The 25,967-nt window shown below is 70.6% G+C and carries 23 protein-coding genes; 14 read left to right on the top strand and 9 right to left on the bottom strand.

Features of this window, described 5'->3' with window-relative positions; translation table 11 throughout:
- Positions 1 to 133: 133 nt before the first annotated feature.
- From infB to truB, 5 genes are all read left to right on the top strand, one after another.
- Positions 134 to 3,268, top strand: a complete 3,135-nt coding sequence (infB, locus tag P3X83_RS15390; RefSeq protein WP_277305732.1) for a translation initiation factor IF-2 — start codon at positions 134 to 136, stop codon at positions 3,266 to 3,268.
- Between the two features lie 87 nt (positions 3,269 to 3,355).
- Positions 3,356 to 3,658, top strand: a complete 303-nt coding sequence (locus tag P3X83_RS15395; protein ID WP_277305733.1) for a DUF503 domain-containing protein — start codon at positions 3,356 to 3,358, stop codon at positions 3,656 to 3,658.
- A 94-nt stretch (positions 3,659 to 3,752) separates the two neighbouring features.
- Positions 3,753 to 4,241 (top strand): 30S ribosome-binding factor RbfA, encoded by a 489-nt coding sequence (rbfA, locus tag P3X83_RS15400; protein WP_277305734.1) that lies wholly within the window; start codon positions 3,753 to 3,755, stop codon positions 4,239 to 4,241.
- Positions 4,238 to 5,257 carry a DHH family phosphoesterase gene (locus P3X83_RS15405; RefSeq protein ID WP_277305735.1) on the top strand — a complete coding sequence of 340 codons (1,020 nt, stop codon included), beginning with the start codon at positions 4,238 to 4,240 and terminating at the stop codon, positions 5,255 to 5,257. The genes rbfA and P3X83_RS15405 overlap by 4 nt, the downstream gene beginning before the upstream one ends.
- 24 nt (positions 5,258 to 5,281) lie before the next feature.
- Positions 5,282 to 6,184: a tRNA pseudouridine(55) synthase TruB gene (truB, locus tag P3X83_RS15410; RefSeq protein ID WP_277305736.1), complete on the top strand. Its 903-nt coding sequence runs from the start codon at positions 5,282 to 5,284 to the stop codon at positions 6,182 to 6,184.
- Here truB and P3X83_RS15415 read toward each other — a convergent pair.
- Positions 6,181 to 7,230, bottom strand: a complete 1,050-nt coding sequence (locus P3X83_RS15415) for an SAM-dependent methyltransferase (RefSeq protein WP_277305737.1) — start codon at positions 7,228 to 7,230, stop codon at positions 6,181 to 6,183. The genes truB and P3X83_RS15415 overlap by 4 nt on opposite strands.
- Positions 7,231 to 7,445: 215 nt before the next feature.
- On the opposite strand from P3X83_RS15415, the gene P3X83_RS15420 reads away from it, so the two are divergent.
- The 5 genes from P3X83_RS15420 (at position 7,446) to dapB (ending at position 13,799) form a co-directional block, all read left to right on the top strand.
- Positions 7,446 to 8,411, top strand: a complete 966-nt coding sequence (locus P3X83_RS15420) for a bifunctional riboflavin kinase/FAD synthetase (protein ID WP_277305738.1) — start codon at positions 7,446 to 7,448, stop codon at positions 8,409 to 8,411.
- Between the two features lie 248 nt (positions 8,412 to 8,659).
- Positions 8,660 to 8,929, top strand: a complete 270-nt coding sequence (gene rpsO, locus P3X83_RS15425; RefSeq protein WP_277305739.1) for a 30S ribosomal protein S15 — start codon at positions 8,660 to 8,662, stop codon at positions 8,927 to 8,929.
- Between the two features lie 316 nt (positions 8,930 to 9,245).
- Positions 9,246 to 11,585: a polyribonucleotide nucleotidyltransferase gene (locus P3X83_RS15430; protein WP_277305740.1), complete on the top strand. Its 2,340-nt coding sequence runs from the start codon at positions 9,246 to 9,248 to the stop codon at positions 11,583 to 11,585.
- 138 nt (positions 11,586 to 11,723) lie between these two features.
- Positions 11,724 to 13,034, top strand: coding sequence for a pitrilysin family protein (locus P3X83_RS15435; protein ID WP_277305741.1), 1,311 nt, complete (start codon positions 11,724 to 11,726; stop codon positions 13,032 to 13,034).
- A 24-nt stretch (positions 13,035 to 13,058) separates the two neighbouring features.
- Positions 13,059 to 13,799, top strand: coding sequence for a 4-hydroxy-tetrahydrodipicolinate reductase (dapB, locus tag P3X83_RS15440; RefSeq protein ID WP_277305742.1), 741 nt, complete (start codon positions 13,059 to 13,061; stop codon positions 13,797 to 13,799).
- Positions 13,800 to 13,813: 14 nt separating this feature from the next.
- Here the strand turns inward: dapB and P3X83_RS15445 are convergent, their stop codons facing one another.
- From P3X83_RS15445 to P3X83_RS15465, 5 genes are all read right to left on the bottom strand, one after another.
- Complete coding sequence (locus P3X83_RS15445) at positions 13,814 to 14,818, bottom strand: adenosine deaminase (RefSeq protein WP_277305743.1); 1,005 nt, start codon at positions 14,816 to 14,818, stop codon at positions 13,814 to 13,816.
- A gap of 19 nt (positions 14,819 to 14,837) precedes the next feature.
- Complete coding sequence (locus tag P3X83_RS15450; protein ID WP_277305744.1) at positions 14,838 to 15,722, bottom strand: 1,4-dihydroxy-2-naphthoate polyprenyltransferase; 885 nt, start codon at positions 15,720 to 15,722, stop codon at positions 14,838 to 14,840.
- 54 nt (positions 15,723 to 15,776) lie between these two features.
- Complete coding sequence (locus P3X83_RS15455) at positions 15,777 to 16,388, bottom strand: GNAT family N-acetyltransferase (RefSeq protein ID WP_277305745.1); 612 nt, start codon at positions 16,386 to 16,388, stop codon at positions 15,777 to 15,779.
- A gap of 111 nt (positions 16,389 to 16,499) precedes the next feature.
- Complete coding sequence (locus P3X83_RS15460) at positions 16,500 to 17,060, bottom strand: CGNR zinc finger domain-containing protein (protein ID WP_277305746.1); 561 nt, start codon at positions 17,058 to 17,060, stop codon at positions 16,500 to 16,502.
- Positions 17,061 to 17,222: 162 nt separating this feature from the next.
- Entirely contained in the window at positions 17,223 to 18,641 is a 1,419-nt protein-coding gene (locus P3X83_RS15465; protein WP_277305748.1) for a PLP-dependent aminotransferase family protein, read from the bottom strand.
- Between P3X83_RS15465 and P3X83_RS15470 the strand changes: the two genes are divergently transcribed.
- On the top strand, positions 18,640 to 19,554 hold the full coding sequence (locus P3X83_RS15470) for a DMT family transporter (RefSeq protein ID WP_277305749.1): 915 nt from the start codon (positions 18,640 to 18,642) through the stop codon (positions 19,552 to 19,554). The two genes, P3X83_RS15465 and P3X83_RS15470, sit on opposite strands and share 2 nt — an antisense overlap.
- Before the next feature lie 56 nt (positions 19,555 to 19,610).
- Positions 19,611 to 20,633, top strand: a complete 1,023-nt coding sequence (locus tag P3X83_RS15475; RefSeq protein ID WP_277305750.1) for a hypothetical protein — start codon at positions 19,611 to 19,613, stop codon at positions 20,631 to 20,633.
- 32 nt (positions 20,634 to 20,665) lie between these two features.
- Here the strand turns inward: P3X83_RS15475 and P3X83_RS15480 are convergent, their stop codons facing one another.
- The gene (locus tag P3X83_RS15480) at positions 20,666 to 21,184 is read right to left on the bottom strand and encodes a GntR family transcriptional regulator (protein WP_277305751.1); all 519 of its coding nucleotides are present in this window, start codon (positions 21,182 to 21,184) and stop codon (positions 20,666 to 20,668) included.
- A 523-nt stretch (positions 21,185 to 21,707) separates the two neighbouring features.
- Here P3X83_RS15480 and P3X83_RS15485 point away from each other — a divergent pair.
- Both P3X83_RS15485 and P3X83_RS15490 read left to right on the top strand, forming a co-directional pair.
- Entirely contained in the window at positions 21,708 to 22,130 is a 423-nt protein-coding gene (locus tag P3X83_RS15485; protein ID WP_277305752.1) for a helix-turn-helix transcriptional regulator, read from the top strand.
- 391 nt (positions 22,131 to 22,521) lie between these two features.
- Positions 22,522 to 22,779 (top strand): hypothetical protein, encoded by a 258-nt coding sequence (locus tag P3X83_RS15490; protein ID WP_277305753.1) that lies wholly within the window; start codon positions 22,522 to 22,524, stop codon positions 22,777 to 22,779.
- A gap of 195 nt (positions 22,780 to 22,974) precedes the next feature.
- On the opposite strand, the gene P3X83_RS15495 is transcribed toward P3X83_RS15490, so the two are convergent.
- A complete protein-coding gene (locus P3X83_RS15495) occupies positions 22,975 to 24,114 on the bottom strand; it encodes a right-handed parallel beta-helix repeat-containing protein (RefSeq protein WP_277305755.1) in 1,140 nt (379 codons plus the stop codon).
- Positions 24,115 to 24,925: 811 nt separating this feature from the next.
- Positions 24,926 to 25,675: a GntR family transcriptional regulator gene (locus P3X83_RS15500; RefSeq protein WP_277305756.1), complete on the bottom strand. Its 750-nt coding sequence runs from the start codon at positions 25,673 to 25,675 to the stop codon at positions 24,926 to 24,928.
- Positions 25,676 to 25,967: the final 292 nt, after the last annotated feature.

Raw genomic sequence — 25,967 nt, forward strand, 5'->3', positions numbered from 1 at the left:
AACTGTCATGTAGGACGCCGAGTTGATGGGCGGGTCAGATAGCGATGAGCGCCTGATGAGCATGCGGCGATGAACACGTCTAGGTAGCGACGGTCCGGCGGCTACCGCCTCCCGGGCCGAGTAAGGGAGTGCAGTGGCGAAGGTCCGGGTCTACGAGCTCGCCAAGGAGTTCGGCGTAGAGAGCAAGGTCGTGATGGCCAAGCTCCAAGAGATGGGCGAGTTCGTGCGGTCGGCGTCCTCCACCATCGAGGCGCCGGTGGTCCGCAAGCTCACCGAAGCTTTCTCGGGTGGGTCGAAAGGCTCGTCCGACAGATCCAGGTCGTCCCAGCGGACGACCCCCCGGCCGGGTGCCCCCCGTGCCGGCAACGGCGCCCCGCAGGCGTCGATCGGAAACGTTCCCAAGCCTGGCCCCAAGCCGGGGCCGCGTCCCGGCCCGGGCGGGCGTCCGCCCGTGCCCGCGCCGCCCGGCCAGCAGGGTCAGCAGCAGCAGCCCGCGCAGCCGCAGGTCCCGCAGGTGCCTCAGGTGCCGCAGACCCCGGTCCCGCCGGTGCCGCCGGTCCCGCAGCAGCAGGCCCCGAGCGGCCAGCAGCCGAGCGGTCAGCAGCGGTCCGACGCGGGCCGTCCGTCGGGTCCCTCGCAGCGCCCTGGGCCCGGTCCCAAGCCGGGTCCGAGGCCCGCGCCGCGTCCCGGTGGCCAGCAGGACCGCCAGTCGGCCCCCGCCCCCGGCGGTGGGCGGCCCGGCGGCGACCGCGGCGGCAAGCCCGGTCCGCGTCCGGGTCCCCGTGGCCCGCGTCCGGGCAACAACCCGTTCTCGTCCAACGCCAGCGGCATGGGCCAGCCCCGTCCGCCGCGTCAGGGCGGTCGTGACGGCGGCCCGCGCGAAGGCGGCGGCCCCGGCACCCGTGAGCCGCGTCCCGGCGGCGGCCAGGGGCCGCGCGACGGCGCGATGCCCCGTCCGCCCGCAGGGCGTTCCGGCGCTCCCGGCCCCGGTGGTCCGCGGCCTGGTCCCGGCGGTCCTCGTCCGGGTCCCGGCGCGGGCGGTCCGCGTCCCGGCGGTCCCCGGCCCAACCCGATGATGATGCCGCAGCGCCCTGTCGCCGGTGGCGGTCCCGGTCGTCCGGGCCCCGGTGGCGGCGGTGGCGGTGGCCGTCCCGGTGGTGGCGGCGGTGGCGGTCGTCCGGGTGGCGGTGGCGGCGGTGGCGGTCGTCCGGGTGGCGGTGGCGGCGGCTTCGCCGGCCGTAGCGGCGGCACCGGCACGCGTCCCGGCGGCGGTGGCGGTGCTCCCGGCGGCGGTGGCGGCGGCTTCGCCGGTCGTCCCGGCGGCAGGGGCCGCGGTGGCGGCACGGCCGGCGCCTTCGGGCGTCCCGGCGGTCGTCCGGCCCGTGGGCGCAAGTCCAAGAGGCAGCGTCGTCAAGAGTTCGACAACATGCAGGCCCCGGCGATCGGTGGCGTGCAGGTACCGCGTGGCGGTGGCCAGGCCATCCGGCTTCCGCGCGGCGCGTCGCTCTCCGACTTCGCCGACAAGATCGGTGCGAACCCCGCGTCCCTGGTGCAGATCATGATGCACCTGGGCGAGATGGTGACCGCCACGCAGTCGGTGAACGAGGAGACGCTGCAGCTTCTCGGCGCCGAGCTCGACTACGTCATCCAGGTCGTCAGCCCGGAGGAGGAGGACCGCGAGCTTCTCGAGTCCTTCGACATCGAGTTCGGCGAGGACGAGGGCGACGAGGACGATCTCGCGCCGCGTCCGCCGGTCGTGACCGTCATGGGTCACGTCGACCACGGTAAGACCAAGCTCCTCGACGCCATCCGCAAGACCAACGTGGCGGCGCGCGAGGCCGGTGGCATCACCCAGCACATCGGTGCCTACCAGGTCGAGACCGAGCACGAGGGCCGAGAGCGGAAGATCACCTTCATCGACACCCCGGGTCACGAGGCGTTCACCGCCATGCGTGCCCGAGGCGCCCAGGCGACCGACATCGCGGTTCTCGTGGTGGCGGCCGACGACGGTGTGAAGCCGCAGACCATCGAGGCGCTCAACCACGCCCAGGCGGCCAACGTGCCGATCGTGGTCGCGGTCAACAAGATCGACCGCGAGGGCGCCGACCCGAGCAAGGTCCGCGGCCAGCTCACCGAGTACGGGCTGGTGGCCGAGGAGTACGGCGGCTCGACGCTGTTCGCCGACATCTCCGCGCTCAACGGCACCGGCATCGAAGGTCTGCTGGAGTCGATCCTGCTGACCGCCGACGCCGAGCTCGACCTGCGGGCCAACCCGTCGATGGACGCCCAGGGCATCGCCATCGAGGCACACCTCGACCGTGGGCGCGGCCCGGTGGCCACCGTCCTGGTCCAGCGCGGCACGCTGCGCGTCGGCGACTCGATCGTCTGTGGCGACGCGTTCGGCCGGGTCCGGGCCATGCTCGACGACAACGGCGACCCGGTCGCCGAGGCCGACCCGTCGCGGCCGGTCCTGGTGATGGGTCTGACCGCGGTTCCGAGCGCCGGTGACAACTTCATCGTGGTCAGCGACGACCGGATGGCGCGTCAGATCGCCCAGCAGCGGGCGGCTCGTCAGCGCAGCGCCGACATGGCCAGGTCCGGCCGCCGGCGCAGCCTTGAAGAGATCTTCAAGGACATGGAGAAGGGCCAGGTCAACGAGCTCAAGCTGATCATCAAGGGTGACGTCTCCGGTTCGGTGGAGGCCCTTGAGGACGCCCTGCTCAAGATCGACGTCGGCGACGAGGTCACCCTCCGGGTGCTGCACCGCGCGGTCGGTGCGATCACCGAGTACGACGTCAACCTGGCGATCGCCGACGACAACGCGGTGATCATCGGCTTCAACGTCCGCCCGGAGGTCCGGGCACGCGACCTCGCCGAGCGCGAGGGCGTGGACATCCGCTACTACTCGGTCATCTACCAGGCGATCGAGGAAGTAGAGGCGGCCCTGAAGGGCATGCTGAAGCCGGAGTTCGAAGAGGTCCAGATGGGCACCGCCGAAGTCCGCGAGGTCTTCCGGGTGCCGAAGATCGGCAACGTCGCGGGCTGTCTGGTCCGCTCGGGCACGATCGTCAGGAACAGCAAGGCCCGGATCATCCGCGACGGCGCGGTGGTGGCGGACAACCTCACGGTGTCCTCGCTGCGTCGCTTCAAGGACGACGCGACCGAGGTCCGCGAGGGCTTCGAGTGCGGTATCGGGGTCGGCTACAACGACATCAAGCTCGACGACGTCATCGAGACCTTCGAGATGCGGGAGAAGCCGCGCGCCTGACACCGATCCCGACCCTGGAGGGTGTGACCTGCGGCGACGTGGGTTCACCCCTCCAGGGGACGGGTATCGCGGTGCGTGCACACTGCCATGTACGTTGGTGCCCTGACACTAGACATCCTGCTCGGCGATGTCCGCTCCCTGAAGCAGAAGCGCTCCGCGGTGCGGCCCATCGTCGCCGAGGTGCAACGGCGGTTTCCGGGCGTCGCCGTCGCCGAGACCGGCCACCAGGACCTCCACCGGCGCGCGCTGATCGGCGTGGCGGTCGTCTCAGCCGAGGCGGCCAACTGCCGCGAGGTGCTGGAGGCGTGCGAGCGACTCGTCGCCGGCCGCCCGGAGATCGAGCTGCTGTCCGCACGACAGCGGCTCTACAACAACGAAGAAGAGGACTGAAGCCACCGCGACCGGCCGGAGCCGCCCTCCGAGCCGGTCGCGTCGCAAGGCGGGCACGCCGTACGGCGGGCCCGCACGATGAGGGGGAGCCACCATGGACGCCGCCCGCGCGCGCAAGCTGGCCGATCGGATCCAGCAGATCGTGGCGGAGATGCTGGAGCGCCGGATCAAGGATCCGCGTTTGGGCTTCGTGACGGTCACCGACGCACGGATCACCGCCGACCTGCGCGATGCCACGGTCTTCTACACGGTCTTCGGGTCCGACGCCGAGCGTGCGGACAGCGCCGCGGCGCTGGAGAGCGCCAAGGGCGTGATCCGCTCCGAGGTCGGCCGCCAGACCGGCCTGCGGCACACCCCGACGCTGACGTTCAAGCACGACCCGCTGCCCGACTCGGCCAAGCACCTCGACGGCCTGCTCGCCGAGGCGCGGGCCAGGGACGCCGAGATCGCCAAACGGGCCGAGGGCGCGAGCCACGCCGGAGACGCCGATCCCTACCGCAGGCCGGAGACCGACGAGGAGGCCGCCGAGCACGAGTACTCCGACGAGGAGTCCTCCGACCGGGCGGGACACTCCGCGACGTGACCTCCGAGCACATCGGCCCGGCCTCGGGCGCGGTTCCCGAGGCCACCTGGCAGCGGGCCGTAGACCTCGTGTCCGGCACCGAGGAGATCGCGCTCGCCTGTCACGTCTCCCCGGACGGCGACGCCCTGGGCTCCATGCTCGCCATGGGACAGGCGCTCGCGGCCCTCGGCAAGCGGGTCGTCGCCTCCTTCGGCGACAACCGGTTCGAGGTGCCCCGGCTGCTGCGCTTCCTGCCCGGCCAGGAACTGCTCGTCGGCCCGGCGGCCTACCCGGCCGCGCCCGCGCTCATGATGACCTTCGACTCGTCCACCGTCGAGCGGCTCGGCCTGCTCGGCGAGAACGCGGCCAAGGCCCGTGAGCTGATCGTGGTGGACCACCACCCCTCCAACACCGGCTTCGGCACGATGAGCCTGATCGACCCGGCCGTCGCCGCGACCGCCGTGCTGACGGAGGAGCTGATCCACCGCCTCGGCGTCCCGGTCGATCTGGACATCGCGACCTGCCTGTACACCGGCCTGGTGACCGACACCGGCTCGTTCAAGTACGCCTCCACCACTCCGGAGGTGCACGCGATGGCGGGCCGGCTGATCGCGACCGGGCTGCGCACCGACCAGATCGCCAGAGACCTCTGGGACCGCTCGCCGTTCGGCTACCTGCGGGTGCTCGGCACCGCGCTGTCTCGGGTGATGCTCGACGGCGAGGCCGCCGAGGGCCTGGGCATGGTCTGGACCTACGTCACGCGGCTGGACCGCTCGGTGTACGCGCTGCCGTACGACGAGGTGGAAGGCATGATCGACATCGTGCGCCGGGCCGACGAGGCGGAGGTCGCGGTGGTTCTCAAGGAGGACGACGAGGGCGCCTGGCAGGTCTCCACCAGGTCCAAGGGCGCGATCGACGTTGGCCGCGCCTGTCAGGCGCTCGGCGGCGGCGGGCACGCCCGTGCCGCCGGTTTCACCTCCCATCAACCCGTCGAGGAGACCGTCGCCACCCTGCGCGGCCTGCTCACCACGGACTGACCAGCGAACACCGTTAGGACGATCATGACGAGTAGGGCTCGCCCCCAGCGGACCCCGCCGCCCAGTGGCCTGGTCATCGTGGACAAACCGGCCGGCTGGACCTCCCACGACGTGGTCGGCAAGCTGCGCGGCCTGGCCGGCACCAGGAAGGTCGGCCACGCGGGCACGCTGGACCCGATGGCCACCGGCGTGCTGGTGATCGGCGTGGAGCGGGCCACCAAGCTGCTCGGGCACCTGGCGCTCACCGAGAAGTCGTACCAGGGCACCATCCGCCTCGGCCAGACCACCAGCACCGACGACGCCGAGGGAGAGCCGCTGTCGTCGGCCGACGCCGGGCAGGTGACCGACGAGGCGATCGCCGCCGGGGTCGCCGCCCTGACCGGTCGGATCATGCAGGTCCCGCCGCAGGTCAGCGCCATCAAGGTGAACGGCGAGCGGGCCTACCGGCGCGCCAGGGCGGGGGAGACCGTCGAACTGGCGGCCCGCCCGGTGACCGTGTCCTCCTTCGAGGTCCTCGCGGTGCGCCGGGAGGGCGAACTGATCGACATCGAGGTGTCGGTGGACTGCTCCAGCGGCACCTACATCCGCTCGCTGGCCCGCGACCTCGGCGAGGGACTCGGTGTCGGCGGCCACCTCACCGCGCTGCGGCGCACCCGTGTCGGGCCGTACACGCTGGACGGCGCTCGCACCATCGAGGAACTGGCCAAGGAGTGCGTGATCCTGCCGATCGGCGAGGCGGTCACGGCGGCGTTCCCGCGCCGCGACCTGACGCCCGACGAGGCCAGGCTCGTCTCCCACGGCGGGCGCCCGTCCGCCGCCGGGCTGGGCCCCGGGCCGGTCGGCGCGTTCGGCCCCGACGGCTCGCTGATCGCGCTGCTGGAGGAGAACGGCAAGGTCGCCAGGCCGCTGGTGGTCTTCGCCCCCTAGCGGCGCGCGGCGTCGCCGGGCACCCTGGCGACCAGGATGTCGCGGACGATCGCCTGATCGACCCGGTGCTCGAAGGCACGGTAGGCCGCGTCGTCGAGCACCTCAAGGCCGCTGCCGGCGAGGACGTCCGCGAGTTCGTCGCGCTTGGCGACGTAGGTGTTGAAGGAGATGCCGATCGCGCCGCCGGGGCGCACCAGCTCCCGCCAGAGCGGTACGGCCTGCCGCAGCAGCCCCAGCGGGCTGCGGGCGAGCCCGCCGCCGCCCCTGGTGCCGTGCTGCACGCCGTAGGGGGCGTCGGTGACGAGCAGGTCGAACGACCGGGCGCGCAGCAGCTCGCGGCTGCGCAGCGTGTCGGCGCTGATCATGGTGATCCGGTCGACCTCGCCCGCCTTGTAGCGCTCCTTGGAACGCCCGATCTCGACGTGGAAGCGCCTGCCGACCAGGGCGCGCTCACGCCTGACCGGGGCGGTCTCGGCGGCGTGCTTGAGGCGGTGGTTCTTCAGCCAGGTGCGCAGGAAGGCGCTGTAGGCGTCGAAGTCCTTGCCGTCCAGGTCGATGCCGGTGGCGTCGTAGCCGTACATCAGGGCCTGGTTCAGCGTGGTGCCCCGGCCGCACATCGGGTCGAGGACCGACAGCTTGCGCTCCAGCATGTCCGCGGGGCGCGCCGCCGACAGCGCGGTGACGTTGAGCAGCAGCCTGGTGAAGTGCTCGTTGGTCTTGCCGGCGTACTTCAGGATGGTGATCAGGTCACTCGGGAAGACGTCCAGCGGCCGGACCTCGATCGGCCGCAGCAGCTCGCCCTCCCGCTCGAACAGGGCGTACATCGACGACAGGTTCGATAGGAACCGGACGTCGGTCTCGCCCAGCCGATCGGCCTCGAAGGTGACGTAGGGCACCCCGCCGATGCGGGTCTCCCGGAGGCCGGTGGCCCGGCCGCCGAGCACGGCCCGGTTGAAGACCTCCAGCTCGCCCTGGGTGAGCCGGATCGCGCTCTCGCCGTAGACGCGGTTGAACGCGGGAAGGATCAGAAGTGCGTAGCTTGCCATCGACCTGATTCGCTCGGAGCGGACGCACTGGCCCGGGCGGATTCGCGCGCGAGAACCAGTTCGGTACCGGGCGATTATAATGGCCGGGCTCCACCGGCCAGGACGGTCCGGCCGAGGCGTGTGGGAGGCCCGGTGCCGCGCGAGATCCGCGCGCATGGCAGTCTTGTCCCGGGAAATGTGCTGTCGCAGGGATTACCGACAGGATCGAGGTCAACGTGCGAAGCTGGCACGGGCTGGACGATGTGCCCGACGACCTGGGCAGGTCCGTGGTCACCATCGGCGTGTTCGACGGGATCCACCGTGGTCATCAGCGGGTGCTGGGCCGTGTGGCCGAGGTCGCCGGCGAGCGCGGCATTCCCTCCGTGGCCGTCACCTTCGACGTGCACCCGGAGGAGATCCTGCTGCCCGGCACCCACCCGCCGAGGCTGACCACGCAGCGTCACCGGATGGAGATCTTCGAGGACCTCGGGCTCGACGAGGTGTGCGTCGTGCCGTTCACGGTCGAGTTCTCCGCGCTGACGCCTGAGAAGTTCGCCCAGGTCGTGCTGGCCGACGGGCTGCGCGCCGCCGTCGTGGTGGTGGGTGTGGACTTCCGGTTCGGCCACCGGGCCGCGGGCGACGTCGAGGCGCTGCGCGCGCTCGGCGAGAAGTACGACTTCACGGTGGAGACCGTCCCGCTGGTCAACGCGCCCGGTGAGGGGGCCGAGCCGGCCTCCTCCAGCCTCGTGCGCCGCTCGCTCGACGCGGGCGAGGTCGAGGCGGCCTCCGAGGTGCTGGGGCGCCCGCACCGCGTGGAGGGCGTGGTCGTCCGTGGCCACCAGCGCGGGCGCAAGCTCGGCGTGCCCACCGCCAACGTCGAGTCGCCGCCGCACACCGCGATCCCCGCCGACGGCGTCTACGCCGGGTGGCTGCGGTGCGTCCCGCGCGACGACGTGCCCGCCGCCTACGGCGGCGAGCGCTGGTCCTCGGCGATCTCCATCGGCACCAACCCAACCTTCGACGGCGCGGTCCGCACCGTCGAGGCCCACGTCGTCGGCCGTGACGACCTCGACCTGTACGGCACGCACGTGGCCGTCGAATTCGGCCACCGGCTGCGCGACCACACCAAGTTCGAGAGCATCGACGCGCTGATCGACCAGATGCGCGCCGACATCGCGGAAACCCTGCGGCTGACGGGCTGATCGGCTGAGCGGATCGGCCGATCCGATCGGCTGAACGGCCGATCCGAACGGCGGCGGCCCGCGCCCCTGCCAGGCCGGATGCGGCGATGTGACGTGGCTGCGATGCGTGATGGTAGCCTTACATGTCAGCTCGGTAGGGGCGGCGTTGAATGCTGCCTTCCGGCTCCGCCACGGCGACTGTAGGTACGCACGGTCGTTTCGGGCGTCATCCGCATCTATCGCGTGCCCATGGAAGAAAAAGGAGAGCCGTGTCCCTCGACACCGCCGCCAAGAAGTCGATCATCGCTGAGTACTCCACCGTGGACGGCGACACCGGGTCCCCGGAGGTGCAGATCGCCCTGCTCAGCAAGCGGATCAGTGACCTCACCGAGCACATGAAGGTCCACAAGCACGACTTCCACAGCCAGCGCGGGCTGCTGCTGCTCGTCGGCCGCAGGCGCAGGCTGCTGAAGTACCTGCAGAGCAAGGACATCGCGCGCTACCGCTCGCTCATCGAGCGGCTCGGACTGCGCCGATAAACTGGAAGGGAGCGGCTCGCGCCGCTCCCTTCGCCTATGGCGCGAATGAGCGCTCCTCCGGCGACAGACCGCCGCTGCGGGCCGCCGCGCCATCGCTTCACAACTGAACAGCGTCACAACTGAACAACCGAGAAAGGCCCCGCGTCCGCGCAGCAAGCGTGCCCCGTGACGCCTGCGGGCCGGTCCTCGGTAGTGGCTTCCGGTGGTTGAGAGCGCGGCGACGCCGTACGAACCGGGCGCTTCGATCGAAGACCGGCGCTGCACCTGACGGGGGAGATCAGGACGCGGGAGAGACCGACTGAAGAGGAGGTCCCCCGTGGAGGGTGTCCACACAGCTGAAGCCGTCATTGACAACGGCTCATTCGGGTCGCGGACCATCCGGTTCGAGACCGGGCGCCTCGCGCGCCAGGCGGCGGGTTCGTCCGTCGTCTACCTCGACGACGAGACCATGGTGCTGTCGGCGACCACCGCCTCCAAGCAGCCCAAGGAGAATCTCGACTTCTTCCCGCTCACCGTCGATGTGGAAGAGCGGATGTACGCCGCGGGCCGGATTCCCGGCTCGTTCTTCCGGCGTGAGGGCCGGCCGTCCGAGGACGCCGTCCTCACGTGCCGCCTGATCGACCGGCCGCTGCGCCCGTCCTTCGTCAAGGGCCTGCGCAACGAGATCCAGGTCGTGGCGACGGTCATGGCGCTGAACCCCGACCACCTGTACGACGTGGTCGCGATCAACGCCGCCTCGCTGTCCACGCAGCTCGCCGGGCTGCCGTTCTCCGGGCCGATCGGCGGCGTCCGCGTCGCGCTGATCGACGGGCGCTGGGTCGGGTTCCCGACCCACCCCGAGCTGGAGGGCGCCACGTTCGACATGGTCGTGGCCGGCCGGGTCCTGGAGGACGGCGACGTCGCGATCATGATGGTCGAGGCCGAGTCCACCCGCGACACGCTGAAGCTGGTCGCCGACGGCGCGGTCGCGCCGACCGAGGAGACCGTGGCCGAGGGCCTTGAGGCGGCCAAGCCGTTCATCAAGGTGCTGTGCGAGGCGCAGGCCAAGCTGGCCAAGGTCGCGGCCAAGGCCACCGCCGAGTATCCGATCTTCCTGGACTACCAGGAGGACGCCGCCGACGCGGTGGCGGGCGCCGTTCGCACCGAGCTGGCCGCCGCGCTGACCATCGCCGGCAAGCAGGAGCGCGAGGCCGAGCTCGACCGTGTCAAGGCGCTGGCCGCCGAGAAGCTCCTGTCCGACTTCGAGGGCAGGGAGAAGGAGCTCGGCGCGGCGTTCCGGTCGCTGACCAAGCAGCTCATGCGCGAGCGGGTAATCCGCGAGGGCGTGCGCATCGACGGCCGTGGCGTCAAGGACATCCGGCAGCTCAGCGCCGAGGTCCACGTGGTGCCCCGGGTGCACGGATCGGCCCTGTTCGAGCGCGGCGAGACCCAGATCCTCGGGATCACCACGCTCAACATGCTCCGCATGGAGCAGACGATCGACACGCTCAACCCGGAGCGCACCAAGCGCTACATGCACAACTACAACTTCCCGCCTTACTCCACCGGTGAGACCGGCCGCGTGGGCTCGCCCAAGCGCCGCGAGATCGGGCACGGCGCGCTCGCCGAGCGGGCGCTGATCCCGGTGCTGCCGACGCGTGAGGAGTTCCCCTACGCGATCCGGCAGGTGTCGGAGGCACTCGGGTCCAACGGCTCGACCTCCATGGGCTCGGTCTGCGCCTCCACGATGTCGCTGCTCGACGCGGGCGTGCCGCTCGCCAAGATGGTGGCCGGCATCGCGATGGGCCTGATCCACGAGGGCGGCGACTACGTCACGCTGACCGACATCCTCGGCGCCGAAGACGCCATGGGCGACATGGACTTCAAGGTCGCCGGCACCGACGAGGTGATCACGGCCCTGCAGCTCGACACCAAGCTCGACGGCATTCCCGCCAACGTGCTCGGCGCCGCGCTGAAGCAGGCCAAGGCCGCCCGGCTGGCGATCCTGGACGTGATGCAGGAGGCCATCGACTCCCCGGCGGAGATGAACCCGACCGCGCCGCGGATCATCACGATCAAGGTCCCGGTCGACAAGATCGGCGAGGTCATCGGCCCCAAGGGCAAGATGATCAACCAGATCCAGGACGACACCGGCGCCGAGATCACCATCGAGGACGACGGCACCATCTACATCGGCGCCACCGACGGCCCGTCGGCGGAGGCGGCGCGCAGCTCCATCAACGCGATCGCCAACCCGCACATGCCGGAGGTCGGAGAGCGCTACCTGGGCACGGTCGTCAAGATCGCCGCCTTCGGCGCGTTCATCTCGCTGCTGCCCGGCAAGGACGGCCTGCTGCACGTCTCGCAGATCCGCAAGCTGCACGGCGGCAAGCGCATCGAGAACGTCGAAGACGTGATGAGCGTCGGCGAGAAGATCCAGGTGGAGATCGCCGAGATCGACGCCAGGGGCAAGCTGTCCCTCGTGCCGGTCGAGGTCATCGAGGCCGAGGTGCCGTCCGGCGGCGAGCAGCCCGACGACGACGCCGAGGACCAGGAGCCGCGCGGCGAGGGCCGTTCCGGCCGTGGCGACCAGTCGGCGGAGCAGGACGGCCGCTCGGAGCGTCCGCGCAGGCAGCGCGTCCGCACCCGTGGCGGGCGTGACGACCGCAACACCTGATCGGCGCCCGGCCCGTGCCGACGGGCCGCCGCGTCGTCGCCGCACAGCGATCCAGACGTCCCCCCGAGGCATCGACAGGGCGGTCCTGACGGCGGCCGGGTGACCGGCCGCCCCACCGGGCCCGCGAGGAGCCGATCAGTGAATACCCTCACTCTGCATCCCGGAAAGGACGGCGCCGGGACGGTACGGCGCACCGTCCTGCCCGGTGGTCTGCGCGTGGTGACCGAGACCATGCCGACCGTGCGATCCGTCGCGGTCGGCATGTGGGTCGGCATCGGCTCGCGAGACGAGGCCCCCGAGCACACGGGGGCCACTCACTTCCTTGAGCACCTGCTGTTCAAGGGCACCCCGAGGCGGAACGCGCTGGAGATCTCCGCCGCCATCGAAGGCATCGGCGGCGAGATCAACGCGTTCACCGCCAAGGAGTACACCTGCTACTACGCGCGGGTCCTCGACGAGGACCTGCCCTTGGCCATCGACGTGCTCGCCGACGTGGTCACCTCCTCCCTCATCACCGAAGAGGACGTCAAGTCCGAGCGCGGGGTGATCCTGGAGGAGATCGCCATGCACGACGACGATCCGTCCGACGTCGTGCACGAGCAGTTCTCCGCCGAGCTGTACGGCGATACGCCGATCGGCCGTCCCATCCTGGGCACGGTCGAGTCGATCTCCGATCTCTCCCGCGACCGGATCGCCGAGTACTACCAGCGCTACTACCGGCCGCCGCACACGGTGGTCTCGGTGGCGGGCAACATCTCCCACGACGCCGTGGTGGCGCTGGTCGCCGAGGCGTACGAGCGGGCGGGGGCGCTCGGCGGCGCCGGCGAGCCGGTGCTGCCCAGGCTGAGCGGCCCCGGCGTGGCGGCGAGGTCGGGGGTCCGGGTGCTCGACCGGCCGACCGAGCAGGCCAACCTGGTGCTCGGCACGACCGGCATCGCCAGGACCGACGACCGCAGGTTCGCCCTCGGGGTGCTCAACGCGGCCCTGGGCGGCGGCATGTCCTCGCGGCTGTTCCAGGAGATCAGGGAGAAGCGCGGGCTGGCCTACTCGGCCTACAGCTACACCTCCCAGTACGCCGACACCGGGCAGTTCGGGGTCTACGTCGGCTGCCTGCCGTCCAAGATCGACGAAGTGCTGACCATCTGCCGGGACGAGCTCGCCAGGATCGCCGCGGACGGCATCAGCGAGGAGGAGATCGCCCGGGGCAAGGGCCAGATGCGTGGCGGGCTGGTGCTCGGCCTGGAGGACACCGGGTCGCGGATGTCGCGCATCGGCAAGAGCGAGCTGGTCTACGATCGGCTGCTGTCGGTGGACGACGTGCTCACCAGGATCGACGCGGTCACCGCCGACGACATCATGGCGGTCGGGCGCGACGTGCTGGAGCGGCCGATGACCCTCGCCGTGATCGGCCCTTACGGGAAGAAGGACTTCTCCTCGGTGATCGGCTGATCGGGGTCCGATAGGGTTGGGGCTGTGATCAGGGTTGGTGTGCTGGGCGCCCGCGGGCGCGTCGGAGTAGAGGTCTGCAAGGCGGTCCACGCGGCCGACGACATGGACCTGGTGGCCGCGCTCGACCAGGGCGACGCGATCGAGGAGCTGTCGGCGGCCGAGGTGGTCGTCGACTTCACGCACCCCGACGTGGTGATGGAGAACCTGCGCTGGTGCATCGAGCACGGGGTGCATCCCGTGGTCGGCACCACCGGGTTCGACGACGCCCGGCTGGAGCAGGTCGGCAAGTGGCTGGCCGCCAATCCGGGCACCAACGCGCTGATCGCCCCCAACTTCGGTATCGGGGCGGTGCTGATGATGCGCTTCGCCCAGCAGGCGGCCCGGTTCTTCGACTCGGTCGAGATCATCGAGCTGCACCACCCGAACAAGGCCGACGCGCCTTCGGGCACGGCCCGCCGTACGGCGGAGCTGGTCGCCCGGGCCCGCGCCGAGGCCGGGCTCGGCGTCTCACCCGACGCCACGAGCACCTCCCTCGACGGCGCCCGGGGCGCCGACGTCGACGCGGTGCGCGTCCACTCGGTGCGCCTGGCCGGGCTGATCGCCCACCAGGAGGTGCTGCTCGGCACCGACGGCGAGACCCTCACCCTGCGCCACGACACCACCAGCCGCACCTCGTTCACCCCGGGCGTGCTGCTCGGCGTGCGGCGCGTGCGCGACCTGCCCTCCGGTCTGACGGTCGGCCTGGAGCACCTGCTCGACCTCTGATCAGCGCTTACCCGTCAGGCGCGGGCCAGGTGGCCGTCCAGCTCGGCCAGGTAGCGGTTCTTGACGTGCCGGGGCAGCCAGGCGATCTCGAAGGCGTTGCGTTCCAGCCTGACCACCTCCTCCCTGGTCAGCTCCAGCTCCTCCGCGACCAGCGCGAGGTTCTCCGAGACGTAGCCGAGGAAGTAGGCCGGGTCGTCGGAGTTGATCGTGACCCGCAGCCCGAGGTCGAGCATGCGCCTGATCTGTTCGGTCTTCGTCGAGCCGGTCACGTAGCGGTTGGAGATCGGGCACACGGTGAGGCCGATGCCGCGATCTCTGATCGCCTCGACCAGGGTGAGGTCCTCAAGCGCGTTGACGCCGTGGTCGATCCGGTCGACGCCGATGTCCTCGATCGCCTGGCGGATGTGCTCGGTCGCGTTGTCCTGGTCGACGTCGCAGTGCATGGTCAGCAGGTAGCCCTCCCGCCTGGCCCGCTCGTAGACGGCCGCGAACTTGGCCGGCGGGTTGCCCTTCTCGTCGGAGTCGAGCCCCACCCCGGCGATCCACTCCCGGTACGGCAGGCTGCTGAGCAGCGTGGCCATGGCGTACTCCGCCTGGAAGTCGCGCAGGAAGCACATGATGAGCTGCGCCCTGACCCCCAGCGTGGTCTCGGCGTCGAGCAGCGCCCGGCGCAGCCCGCGGATCACCACGTCGAACGGCACGCCCCGCGAGGTGTGCGCTTGCGGGTCGAAGAAGATCTCCGCGTAGCGGACGTTCTGCTCGGCCGCCCTGCGCAGGTAGCCCATGGCCAGGTCGTAGAAGTCGGGCTCGGTGCGCAGCACGTTCATTGCCTCGTAGTAGACCCGCAGGAACGAGGGCAGATCGTCGAAGGCGTAGGCGGCGCGCATCTGTGCCACGTCGGCGTAGGGCAGCGTGACGCCGTTGCGCGCGGCCAGCTCGAACCTCAGCTCGGGCTCAAGCGTGCCCTCGATGTGCAGGTGCAGTTCGCACTTCGGAAGTCCGGCGATGAAGTCGTTCACGCCTTCAAGGGTCGCACGTTCAGACGGCGAGGCCTACGGCGAGTGCCAGGCCGAACACGAGTTGCAGCCGTCCGGTGTCGCGCAGGCAGTCGATCAGCGCCGGGCCGGTGGCCCCGTGGCGCACGGTGCGCACCGGGCGCAGCGCCAGCGGCAGGGTGAGCAGCGTCAGCGCGGCGAGCGGGCGGACCGGCACCAGCGCGACGGCGACGGCGAACGGCAGCAGCATCGTGGCGGTGTAGAGCGCCCGGGTGCGTGCGTCGCCGAGCACGACCGCCAGGGTGCGCTTGCCCGCGGTGCGGTCCGAGCCGAGGTCGCGCAGGTTGTTGACCACCAGCAGCGCGCAGGCCAGCAGCCCCACGGGCACCGAGGCGGCCACGGCGAGCCAGGGCAGCCCCTCCACCTGGACGTAGGTGGTGCCCACCACGGCGACCAGGCCGAAGAAGACGAAGACCGACACCTCGCCGAGCGCGCGGTAGCCGTACGGGCGTGCGCCGCCGGTGTAGAACCACGCGGCGGCGATGGACGCCGCGCCGACCGCCACCAGCCACCACGCCCCGGTGGCCACCACCAGGACCAGCCCGGCGACGGCGGCGGCGGCGAAGCAGCCGAACGCGGCGGCGAGCACCGCGCGCGGCGCGGCCACCCCAGAGCCGACCAGCCGCATCGGCCCGACGCGCGCGTCGTCGGTGCCGCGCACGCCGTCGCTGTAGTCGTTGGCGTAGTTGACGCCGATCTGCAGCAGCAGCGCCACCGCCAGGGCGAGCAGCGCCCGCCACCAGACGGCGCCGCCCTCGGAGACCGCCACACCCGTGCCGACCACGACGGGGACCACGGCGGCCGGGAGGGTGCGCGGACGTGCGCCCGCCACCCACTGACGCGGGGTGGCGGAGGTCGTCTCGCTCATCGGATCACCGTCTTCCGCCGGACGCGTTGGGGGAATGGGGGTGTGGCGCGAGCCTCACGGGCGGATGTCCGTGGCCATGCGGACCATCCGGACCGGGCGGCCCATGTCGAGGACGCGTTCCGCGCCGTCCTCGCCCCAGCCGGAGGACTCCAGGAAGGCCAGCATGGCGTGGTTGTCGGCGAAGACCCACGCGATCAGCATGGTGAAGTCGTCCTCGCGGAGGTGGTCGACCGTCGCGTGCAGCAACCGGCTGCCATGGCCGCGTCTGATGTGGTCGGGATCGACCAGCAGCGACAACAGCTCGGCGGTGACCGTGGGGTCGGTGTCGGGATCCTCCGCCGGGGCGGACGAGGCCAGGCCGACCACCTTCTCCGGCGGCGGCATCGCCTCGGCGGCGGCGATGCCGCCCGGCCCGAGCGCGGGGAACGCGTCGGTGTCGAGGACTCGCTGGATCGCCACCAGCAGCCGATGATGTCGCGTCGGCGGGGAGTCAACGGCCTCCTCCCACTGGCTGCGCCACAGTTCCTCGGCCGCGGGCCCGGTCATCTGCTCCAGCGGCCCCTCCGGGAGGAACTCGCGGTAGCCGAAGCGCCACGCTCTGATCTGCGTGCGGGTCACCGCCGCCACGTCTTCGTGGCGTGCCGCCCGCACGCCTACGTCTGCCATCTCGGCCCCGCTCCTTCGCAATGCCGTCGTGCCTGAACCTGGTGCCGGGGACCCCTGTCCGGCGTGCGGGATCCGCGGTGCAGGCCCCCCAACCGTATCGGGGAATCGAGGTCAAGAAGGACGTGTACGGCGGTTGACTCCCTGTCTCGCGCGGTAAGCGCGAGTTTTTGTGCGATTGCCGCAGACTTTCATAGAGCACCAGGAGCGTGAACGGTTCTTGGACGCGTCGATGAACGCCCAGCGACAGGAGTCTTCCGCGCACACCTTCAGGCGTGCCCACACGCCGTCGGCCCGAGCCTCCGCCACGGCCGCCGCGACGGCCGCGAGCCCGCCCCGGATTCCCGCTCCGAGCGGCACGAGGACCGGCCCGATACCGGTGATGCCGATCCGCAGCGGGAGCCCCGACAGGACGCTCTCAAGGCCGTCGGGGGGCATCTCGACGGCCCGCCCGCCCGGCGGCTGCCGCAGCGCCGCGCGCAACCCCTCCCGCAGGTGCACGGCCAGCGCCAGGTCGTCCTCGGTGGCCCGGTCGGCCGGCCCGCTCAGGGCGTGCTCGCGCAGCCACACGGTCAGCTCGGCGGGCGACGCGAACTCGTCGAGGTCGCCCTCGACGTCGTAGGTGTTCACGAAGTCGCGCACGAGCTCGGCGGCGCTCGCCATCGTCCTGGTCACCTCCGCAGGACACCCTACGCCAGCGGGGTGTCAGGGGCCCGGAGGAGCGCACGTCCCCCACCCTGGAGGCGCGGCGGCCACCCCCGGCGGCGTCGCCGTCGGGTGGAGCGGGGCTTCGGTGGCGTTGTGGCCGGGTGGCCGGGTGCTCGGGTGCTCGGGTGGTCAGCCGAGCCGGGCGCGTAGCGCCATGCTCAGGCGGCGGACCCCCTCGTCCAGTTCCGCGGTGTTGGCGGCGGATATGTGCGTGACCCGGATGCGCGGGCCGGGCGGCTCGGCCGGGTAGAAGATCCGGCCCGCGTTGATCAGGACGCCCGCCCGCCGCGCCTCGTCCGCCAGGGCCGCGTCGTCGGTCTCGGGCGGCAGCCGCAGCCACAGGTGCAGCCCGCCCTGCGGCATCAGGTGGATCTCCAGCTCGGGCGCCCGCGCGGCGAGCGCCGCCGCCAGGGCGTCGCGCCGGGCCGTGATCTGGGCGGACAGCGCGGTCAGATGCCTGCCCCAGGACGGCGAGCCGACCAGCTCCATCACCGTCTCCTGTAGCGGCAGGGCCACGAAGAACGACTCGACCACCTGGGCGGCGCGCAGCCGGTGCGCCGCCGGGCCGCGCGCGGTCACGCCCGCGACCCGGACGCTCGGTGCGACCACCTTGCTGAGCGAGTTGATGTGCACGACCGTGCCGTGCGCGTCCATGGTCACCATCGACGGCGGAACCGGGGCGAGGGTCAGATATCTGGCGTAGTCATCCTCGATCACGAATGCTCCGGCGGCCCTGGCCACCGCGAGCACCTGCTCACGCCGGTCGCGGGGCAGGGTCGCGCCGGTCGGGTTGTGCAGGGTGGGCTGGCAGTAGAAGACCCGGGCGCCGGTCACCGCGAACGCCTCGGCGAGCAGGTCGGGGCGCACGCCGTACCGATCGGTCGGTACAGCGTGCACCCGCAGCCCGAGCGTTCGCGCGGCGGCCAGCGCGCCCGGGTACGTCGGGGTCTCGACGAGAACCGGCGCCCCGGGGACGGCGAGGGCGCGGAAGGCGTGGGTGAGCGCGGCCTGGCCGCCGCTGGCGATGATCACGTCGGCCGGGGTGATGTCGCCCCCGGCCTCGGCGGCGAACCAGCGCCGCAGCTCTGCGATGCCGTTCAGCGGGGGCAGGTCCCAGGCGGACGGTCCCCGTACGGCCCGTGTGGCGGCCGTCGCCAGCGCCTTGGCCGGGCGCAGGGACGCGTTGAGGTAGCCGCCGGTGAGCGCGACGGCGTCGTCTGGGGTGCCGGGGGAGGGCTGCACCAGCAGCGCGGTCACGTCGGAGGCGTCCACGACCCGGTCGTCGAGCGCGACGGTCTGCCAGGACAGGTCGGCGCTGTCGGCCCTGGGCCCGGCCGGGCGGGGCGCCACGAAGGTGCCGCTCCCTGGACGGGTGACCACCCTGCCCTCGGCGGCCAGCACACCGAGCGCACGGGAGACCGTCACGGGGCTCACGCCGTGGACGCGCACCAGCTCACGGCTCGGCGGCAGCCGGTCACCGGGGCGCAGGCCGTCGACAGTGCGGCGCAGCACCGCCGCCAGGGAAGCAGTACTGCTATCGTGTTTCATGAGAGTTAAGAGTAGCGCTACTATCGAACGTCCGATAGCGGTCACCGGCACGGCCTGGCGGGGCACGGCGCTCGCCGGTCTCGGCGTGCTCGGTTTCTCCGTCACCCTGCCCGCCACCGAGTTCGCCCTGCGGGGCTTCGACCCCTCCCTGGTCGGTGTGGGCCGCGCCGCCGTGGCCGGTGCGATCGCGCTGCTCTGCCTGCTGGCCGCAGGCGGCCCGGTGCTGCCGCCGCGCCGTCACCTGCACCTCTACACCGTGATCGCGCTCGGGATCGTGTTCGGCTTCCCGGTGCTCACCGGCCTGGCGCTGGCACTCGGCGCGAACAGCGCGCACGGCGCCGTGGTGGTCGGCCTGCTGCCCGCCGCGACGGCGGTGCTGGCCGTGCTGCGGGCAGGGGAGCGGCAGGGGCCGCTGTTCTGGACGGCCTGCGCCGCCGGAGCCGCGTCGATCACGGCCTTCACCCTCTACCGGGGAGGCGGCCACTTCACCGGGGCCGACCTGCTGCTGTTCGCCGCCATGCTGGCCGCGGCGGCCGGATACACCGAGGGCGGCAGGCTCTCCAAGGAGACACCGGGCTGGCGGGTCGTCTCCTACGCGCTGGTGGTCTCGCTGCCCGTGACGGTGCCGGTCACCGTCGTCCTGTCCCTGACCACCGAGATCACCCCGAGCGCCCCGGCGGTCGCCGGGTTCGCCTATGTGTCGGTGGTGTCGATGTTCCTGGCCTTCATCCCCTGGTACGCCGGGCTCGGGCTGGGCGGGATCGCCCGCGCGGGGCAGATCCAGCTCGGCCAGCCGATCCTGACACTGGCGTGGTCGTGGCTGCTGCTGGCCCTGCCGATCGGATGGGAGACGGTGGCGGGGGCGCTGGCCGTCCTGGTGTGCGTCGCGGTGACCCAGCGCAGTCGTGCTTGAAAGATGTGACATTGAGGCAGAGGATTGGGGGCAGGTGTGTAATAGGAGGGGTGAAAATGGCGGACCTCACGATTCCGGAGGGCGGATTCTGGCCGGCGCCGGAAATCCCCCAGCCGAACATCTATCCGATGGAGTGGCGCGTCGAGACGGAGAAACTCGCGGCCATCTACGAGAAGTCCAAGAAGGTGGTGTGGAACCCGGCCGACCTGCCGTGGGAGTCCCTCGACCCGGCCGACTTCACCCGCGAGCAGCGGCTCGGCATCATGTACTGGTTCTCGGTCCTCGCCAACTTCGACGCGAGCGGCCCGGCGGTATTCGCCCGCGCCACCATCCACGCCTTCGAAAAGCACGAGGAAGATCCCGTTCGTAAGTGCTTCTTCTCGATCACCAGAGACGAGATGAACCACGAGGAATGCTGCCAGCGCACCATCGCCCGGCTCTGGCCGGGCGGCCCGTTGGACTGGGCCCCGTCCGACGACCTGGAGGAGGCGGCCCACAACAACATCGCCTGGCTCTACCACAACGGCGGGCGCTACTGGACCGGCTACAACATGGCCGTCGGGAAGTACACCCTCCCCGTGCTGTTCACCAGCTTCATGATGGGCGAGATGGCCGCGTCCACGCTCTTCCGCGGCATGTCCTCGGGTACCACGCACCCGGTGTTCGGCGACATGTTCCAGCGCATCGGCCGCGACGAGTCGCGACACCTGCAGATCTGCATGACCATCCTGGAGAACCATTGGCCCGGTCTCACCGATGACGTGCGCACCACCATCACCCGCCAGTTGCGCGCCGGGTTCGTGTTCCTCTCGATGATCCTTTGGGAGCCGCCGGAGGGCTTCTGGGAGCTTCCGCCGTACTTCATGCCCAACCACCGCGTCCTGATGGACCACGCCCGCGACGCCGGGCTGGGCGTCCTGTCATACGAGGAACAGGCGGAGAACTGGCGCGTGGCCATGGCCCGCATCCGCACCATCGTCGCCCGCTGGGGCATCGAGTTCCCGGCCATCCCGGAACTGGACATCGAGGGCGTCGAAGTGGACATCATCGACCCGGAGGACATCATCCCGGTGTTCTGACGGGCGGTCGCGAAGGCGGCGGGGGGAGCAGGTCAGTCGGTGTGCCGGGTGGTCGACGCCATGCCGTCGCCCGCTCCGTCGGGCCATTTGTCCGGCTGCGTGACGTAGCTGCCCCGGTAGGAGACCGTGAACACCCACCCCTGCTGCCGCAGGTAGTCCACGGCCTGGCGAGCGGTCACCTTGGCCACGTCGTACTGCTGCATGAGGGTCTTCTCACTGGCGATCGGCCGATTCGGGGCCAGCTCGCCGCCGCGGATGCGCTCGACGATGTCGTTGGCGATCTGCTGGTACATCGGCGTCTTCCGCCGCGTACGCGGCAACCCTGGCCTGCCGACGAAGGTGCCCTCACCCTGGACGGTGTACACCAGGCCCTGCTCGCGCAACTCCCTGGCGACCCGGCGCGCGGTGGTGCGGGCGACGCCGTACTCGGCCTCGATCTGCGCTTCGCTCGGCATGGGGTCGCCTGCTTGGAGATCGCCGGTTTTGATCAGATCCTTTATGATCTGGGCGATCTGCACGTATAGCGGTATCGGTCCGTCTCGGTCAAGCACACTCTTATCTTAGACCAAAGGGTACGGCCTGCTATAAAGCAGATGTCTGCGGCCCGCTTTCAAACGTCTCCAGTACGAGCGGATACAAGCTATACCCATGCTTTGCTGGGGCTCCTGACCAGATCCGGACGGCCCGGCGGAGTACCCGCATCCCCCGGTGCCACCGCCGCCCTGCCCGGCCGATCACCCGGAAACCGTATCGCCGTCGATCGCCCCCACTCGAACACTGATATAACCCTTTCGCCCGCATCGCTCATCGTGAGCCCACCGCCGCCGGGCTCATGTCTCATGACATGCGACGATCGCCCCCGCCCGCCCCTCGCCGATTCCCCTTCAAGCGGGTAGGCCGCGTACCACGGAAACGAACGTGGCTGCCTTTTCCCCTATCACCTAGATATCCACAGAAGTGCCCATACGCACGCCGTATCCCCAGCGCCGGCCTGCGAGAGGCGTCCGACCCCGCTGGGAAAGGCACTGCGCCGTAGCCTGACGTCGAGGAGACGCGCAGGAAGGCGCCGGGCTGATGAATGATGAGGCCACCATCGGAGCTCGGCTCCGAATGCTCCGTAAATGGCGGAAAATGACGCTCGCCGAGCTGGCCGATCGCGTCGGCGTGAGCAAGAGCCACCTGTCCATGGCCGAACGCGGCGAGAGCGGGGAGAGGGTGCTCGCGCTCGCCAACGGCATCGATGAGAGCAGGCTCGCCGTACGGCAGAGCCGACACGCGAACATGCTGGCGGATGTCGGACGCGCCCTGGCCCGGGAGCGGAAGACCCGGCAAAAGGCCGTCCGATGGCTACGCCGAGCGGAGCACATCGCCCCCCAGCGCATCCGCAACTCCGCACCCGTCAGGGAGACGGTCGGCGTGCTGCTCAACCAGCCCCTCCCAGGGACGGCAGGCCGCGAACTGCGAGGGATGGCCGCGCGCATGGGCATCCCGCACTGATGCTCACCATGTGCATCCGATCGATTTCACAGTGGTGAGATTCGCAGGTGGTGGTGCCCCTACTGTCTCCAGCCATGGAGAGTCACCATCTGCAGCGGCTCTGTGGGGAGACCGCTCGTCGTGGCTGGGCGGCGCGGACCCGGTCGCGTGACCGGGTCCGCTCCCGCGCGTGACCGATTCCGACACGACCGGGATGAGTGACACCGTCGTCCGCCGGGACGACCGGTTCCGATGGTCATAGGGAGCGCCGAAACGTCCTGGCCTTGGGCGGCCCCGACCCGGTGATGGCGCACCGGCCGGGGCCTTGATCGCAGAGGAGCTGCGACCCGTGAGAAATCCTAGTCCCGTGCCGAAATCCGGCATGGCGGACTTTCCCGATCAAGATGACGATGTGCTGGCTTCGTGGGAGGTCGATGCGGGTGACCGTGGCTCGGCGGGTGTGACCGGTTCGGCCGCGGTGGCGGCGGCGGCGGACATGCTGTCGGCTCTGGCCGCCCATCCGAACGGTCGTGGCCGGGTACGGCTGGCGCGGCTGATCCCCGCGGTGGACGGGGCGCGGTATCGGTACGGCGCGACCGTGCTGACGGCCCGCCGTAGCGGCGGGGCCACGGTGACCGCGGACGGCGACGCGTGGGAGGCCACTCCATGAGCCGGTACGGCAGAGCGAGCATGCCGCCGGAGCGTACCGAACGGGCAGGCGGGCTCTCCGGTCAAGGTCCCTTGGACGCGCGGTGGCCACACCGCCGCGCGACACGAGAATCCTGTGGTGCTCGTGTCATCGGCGCGGACGGGCCGGGCACCTGCTCCGTCCCGTCCCGTCCGCGCCCCCTCTCGGTGGCACGCCTCAGAAGCAGGTCAGGTCCGGGTTCGGCGACGGGCCGCACGGGCCCTGGTTGCCGCCGCCGTCGATCACCATGGCCGGAGGTGCCCAGATCATGTACCCGCTGTTGCCGGTGCCGATGTTGTCCGTGAGGGTGATCCGCATGATCGGATTGGTGGTCCGCGTCCAGAGGTGGATACCGCCCTGGATTGGGGCGCCGCTCGTGTCGGTGATCCCACTGGGGGTGTGACCGTTGCCGGTGAACACGTTCGCCGAGAGCGCGGCGGGACTGGACATCGCGTGGTGGTTGGACAACAGCATGCCCACCGTGGCGTTGTCCTCGAACATATTGTCGCGCACGATCACGTTGCGGATGCCCGAGCCGGTCAGGCCGATGTCGTTGTCGCGGAACACGTTGTCCTCGACGACGGTCGCGCGGGCCGGGTCGAAGACCTCTTTCGCGGTGAACGCGGTGCCCGGGGCGTTCTTGAACTCGTTGTCCTTGAACAGGTTTCGGCGGCACTCGCTCCCGTTGGTCACGGGGTAGCCGTCGAAGACGTTGCCGGTGTAGACGCCGAGGTCGGACTGGGCGATGGTGAGGCTTCCGCCGGTCAGGACGCTGTCGCGGACGGCGGAGTAGTTCGCCGAGTGGATGGAGATCGGGCCGGTGACGGTGCAGTCGTCGATGGTCACACTGCCGTACAGGATCGTGACCCCCTTGACCTCGCAGGTGCTCAGGCCGCCGGAGAGGGTCACCTTCCCGCCGGGATACCCGCTGACCGACTGCCCTACGAGCCGGACGTCGGTGAAGGCGATCTGCCCCGCGACGCTGCCGACGTTGGTCACGCTCGCTCCGCTGCCGAACCCGCTGATCGTGCCGTTCAGCACGCTGACGCCGGTGCGTCCCTGCACCCGGATCGCGGTGCTGGTGCCGCTGCCGGTGAGGGAGTTCCCGGCCAGATCGACGGTCACGTCGTCGGCGCCGATGATGAAGCCGGGGCCGGGACAGTGCAGGTCGGCGGTGAGGGTGACGCTAGCGGTGAGCGTGTCGCCGCAGTTCACGGTGAGCGCTTCGGCCCGTGGGGCCAGGGCCACCACGAGTGTGACGGCGGACGCGAGGGCGAGTAATCGCCGGGTCGCGGCGGATATCCAGGTTTTCGGCACTGCGTCTCCTACTCAGGACTTTTCGGGACATGCGAAGCCGGCGCATTCGCGAGAGGTGCTGAGGTACGGCGGACGGCTCCGCCCTGCAGCGTTCCAAAATCAGCATGCAGGGCATCCGAAGATCCGTGAAGTAACGCAATCCGCGCCCGGCCGTACAGAGAATTGTGACGACGAAGGTGATATCGCCATCGACTCTGTCAGTCTCTAGGACAAATCCCCGATCGATGCCCGCTGTACCCAATTCGGCCCCGGCCTGGCATTGCCGCTGCCGCCACCGCGCGGCCCGCGATCAGCGAGACGGCCACGCGCTCGCCTTGACCACGACCTGCGCGATCACCGGCATGCGACCCCTCTCAGGGGCGATGAGGACTCCCGTAAAGGTAGTCGCACGCACAGGGTGTCCGATTATCATGCGACCCCTCTCAGGGGCGATGAGGACCCCAATGTAAAGACGCTGGTCAGCGCTCTGATCTCTGGGGTGGAAATCTTGGATTCTGCAGTGAACCTCCGGTAGTGCAAAAACCCTGGAGGTTTGCTGCAGATCAATGATCGTTATTCTGTCTCGGCTGCCCCGCCGCGCATCCCGTTCCTCCGGTGCGGCGGGATCTTGGCGGTGGCTTCACGATACCCATCCGAGGGCTCGATCGGGTGTAGGAAATGCGGTCTGGCGTTCGCGGCGCGGTAGTGCTGGGGACCATGGTTGGGCGGTCGTGGCCCGAGGGGGCTCAAGGGGGTGCGACCTGCGGGGACCACGGTTGGGCGTTGCGCGGGGAGCGGGGCTCGCGGTGGTGTCGCCCGCAGGCCCGAGGGGTCAGGGGCGGACGGGGAGGGTGTAGACGGCTCGGAAGCGGTCGCCGGAGACGATGATGTCGCCTGTCTCTACCGGGCGGTCGCCTGCGAGGTGGGTGCGTTCGATGTGGAGGACGTTGACTCCGGCGGGGAGGTCGAGGGCGTCGCGTTCGGCGGGTTCGGGGATGCGGGTGCGGATGCTTTCGACGACCTCGGAGACGGTGACGCCGACGGACGCCATGCGGGCGATGACGCTCTGCCTGCCGTCGCTGCCCTCGGCGGTGATGCCGGGTTCGGGCATGGGCTGGCTGAGTTCGGCCGGCTCGTAGGAGAAGGCGAGCTGGATCGGCTTGCCGTTGCTGCGGAAGAGGTACCGCGCCCTGACGACGGGGGCCGCCTCGCGCATGCGCAGGCGTTCGGCGATGGCCCGGCTGGCGTGGCTGCGTTCGACCCGCCAGACCCAGGTGACGTTGAGGCCGTAGGGCTGCAGGTCGGCGGCGAGCGGGGCGTGGTGGTCGAGGAAGCGGCCCCGGTGCAGGGGGAGCAGCACCGGGCGTGGCCGGACGTAGTGGCCGGAGCCGACGCGGCCGACGATCAGCCCTTCGGCGGCGAGCACGCGCAGGGCGTGGCGCGCGGCTGTCTCGCCCACGCCGTACTTGCGGGTGAGCTGAGCCCGGGACGGGATCAGCGCGCCCGGCGCGAGGGTGCCGTCGACGATCTGACGCCGAAGATCTTCGACGATGCGCAGGTAGACCGGATCGGAGCTGGCCATTTCCATCCCTGAGTAGGCCCGTGGCTCAATCTTGTCGTATCGAACGGGCGACGGAGGGTAACCGGCTCAAATTGGAGTGCCAACTTTGGGACACGACCCAACCGATCGCCAGGGCGACGATCCTGGCGAAAATATTTCAGGAAGCGTGTAACACCACGGTAAGGGACGCCGATTGTTCGGTAGAGGTCGCTGATGTGTGTACCCCCGAGCACATATCAGCGACCTCTTCTCGTCATCCGGGTTACGCGACCCACCGTGCCCGATGAGGGCGGGCGAGCCTGCGGACCGGGGT

It is taken from the genome of Spongiactinospora sp. TRM90649, from assembly GCF_029382225.1.
Lineage (GTDB): Bacteria > Actinomycetota > Actinomycetes > Streptosporangiales > Streptosporangiaceae > Spongiactinospora.

Excerpts from the sequence above, each read along its gene's own strand:
- P3X83_RS15455 (WP_277305745.1), bottom strand. The coding sequence starts at position 16,388 with ATGGCAGACGTAGGCGTGCGGGCGGCACGCCACGAAGACGTGGCGGCG.
- P3X83_RS15470 (WP_277305749.1), top strand. The coding sequence starts at position 18,640 with ATGAGAGTTAAGAGTAGCGCTACTATCGAACGTCCGATAGCGGTCACC.
- P3X83_RS15475 (WP_277305750.1), top strand. The coding sequence starts at position 19,611 with ATGGCGGACCTCACGATTCCGGAGGGCGGATTCTGGCCGGCGCCGGAA.
- P3X83_RS15500 (WP_277305756.1), bottom strand. The coding sequence starts at position 25,675 with ATGGCCAGCTCCGATCCGGTCTACCTGCGCATCGTCGAAGATCTTCGG.
- P3X83_RS15450 (WP_277305744.1), bottom strand. The coding sequence starts at position 15,722 with ATGAGCGAGACGACCTCCGCCACCCCGCGTCAGTGGGTGGCGGGCGCA.
- rbfA (WP_277305734.1), top strand. The coding sequence starts at position 3,753 with ATGGACGCCGCCCGCGCGCGCAAGCTGGCCGATCGGATCCAGCAGATC.
- truB (WP_277305736.1), top strand. The coding sequence starts at position 5,282 with ATGACGAGTAGGGCTCGCCCCCAGCGGACCCCGCCGCCCAGTGGCCTG.
- P3X83_RS15415 (WP_277305737.1), bottom strand. The coding sequence starts at position 7,230 with ATGGCAAGCTACGCACTTCTGATCCTTCCCGCGTTCAACCGCGTCTAC.
- P3X83_RS15465 (WP_277305748.1), bottom strand. The coding sequence starts at position 18,641 with ATGAAACACGATAGCAGTACTGCTTCCCTGGCGGCGGTGCTGCGCCGC.
- P3X83_RS15395 (WP_277305733.1), top strand. The coding sequence starts at position 3,356 with ATGTACGTTGGTGCCCTGACACTAGACATCCTGCTCGGCGATGTCCGC.
- P3X83_RS15485 (WP_277305752.1), top strand. The coding sequence starts at position 21,708 with ATGAATGATGAGGCCACCATCGGAGCTCGGCTCCGAATGCTCCGTAAA.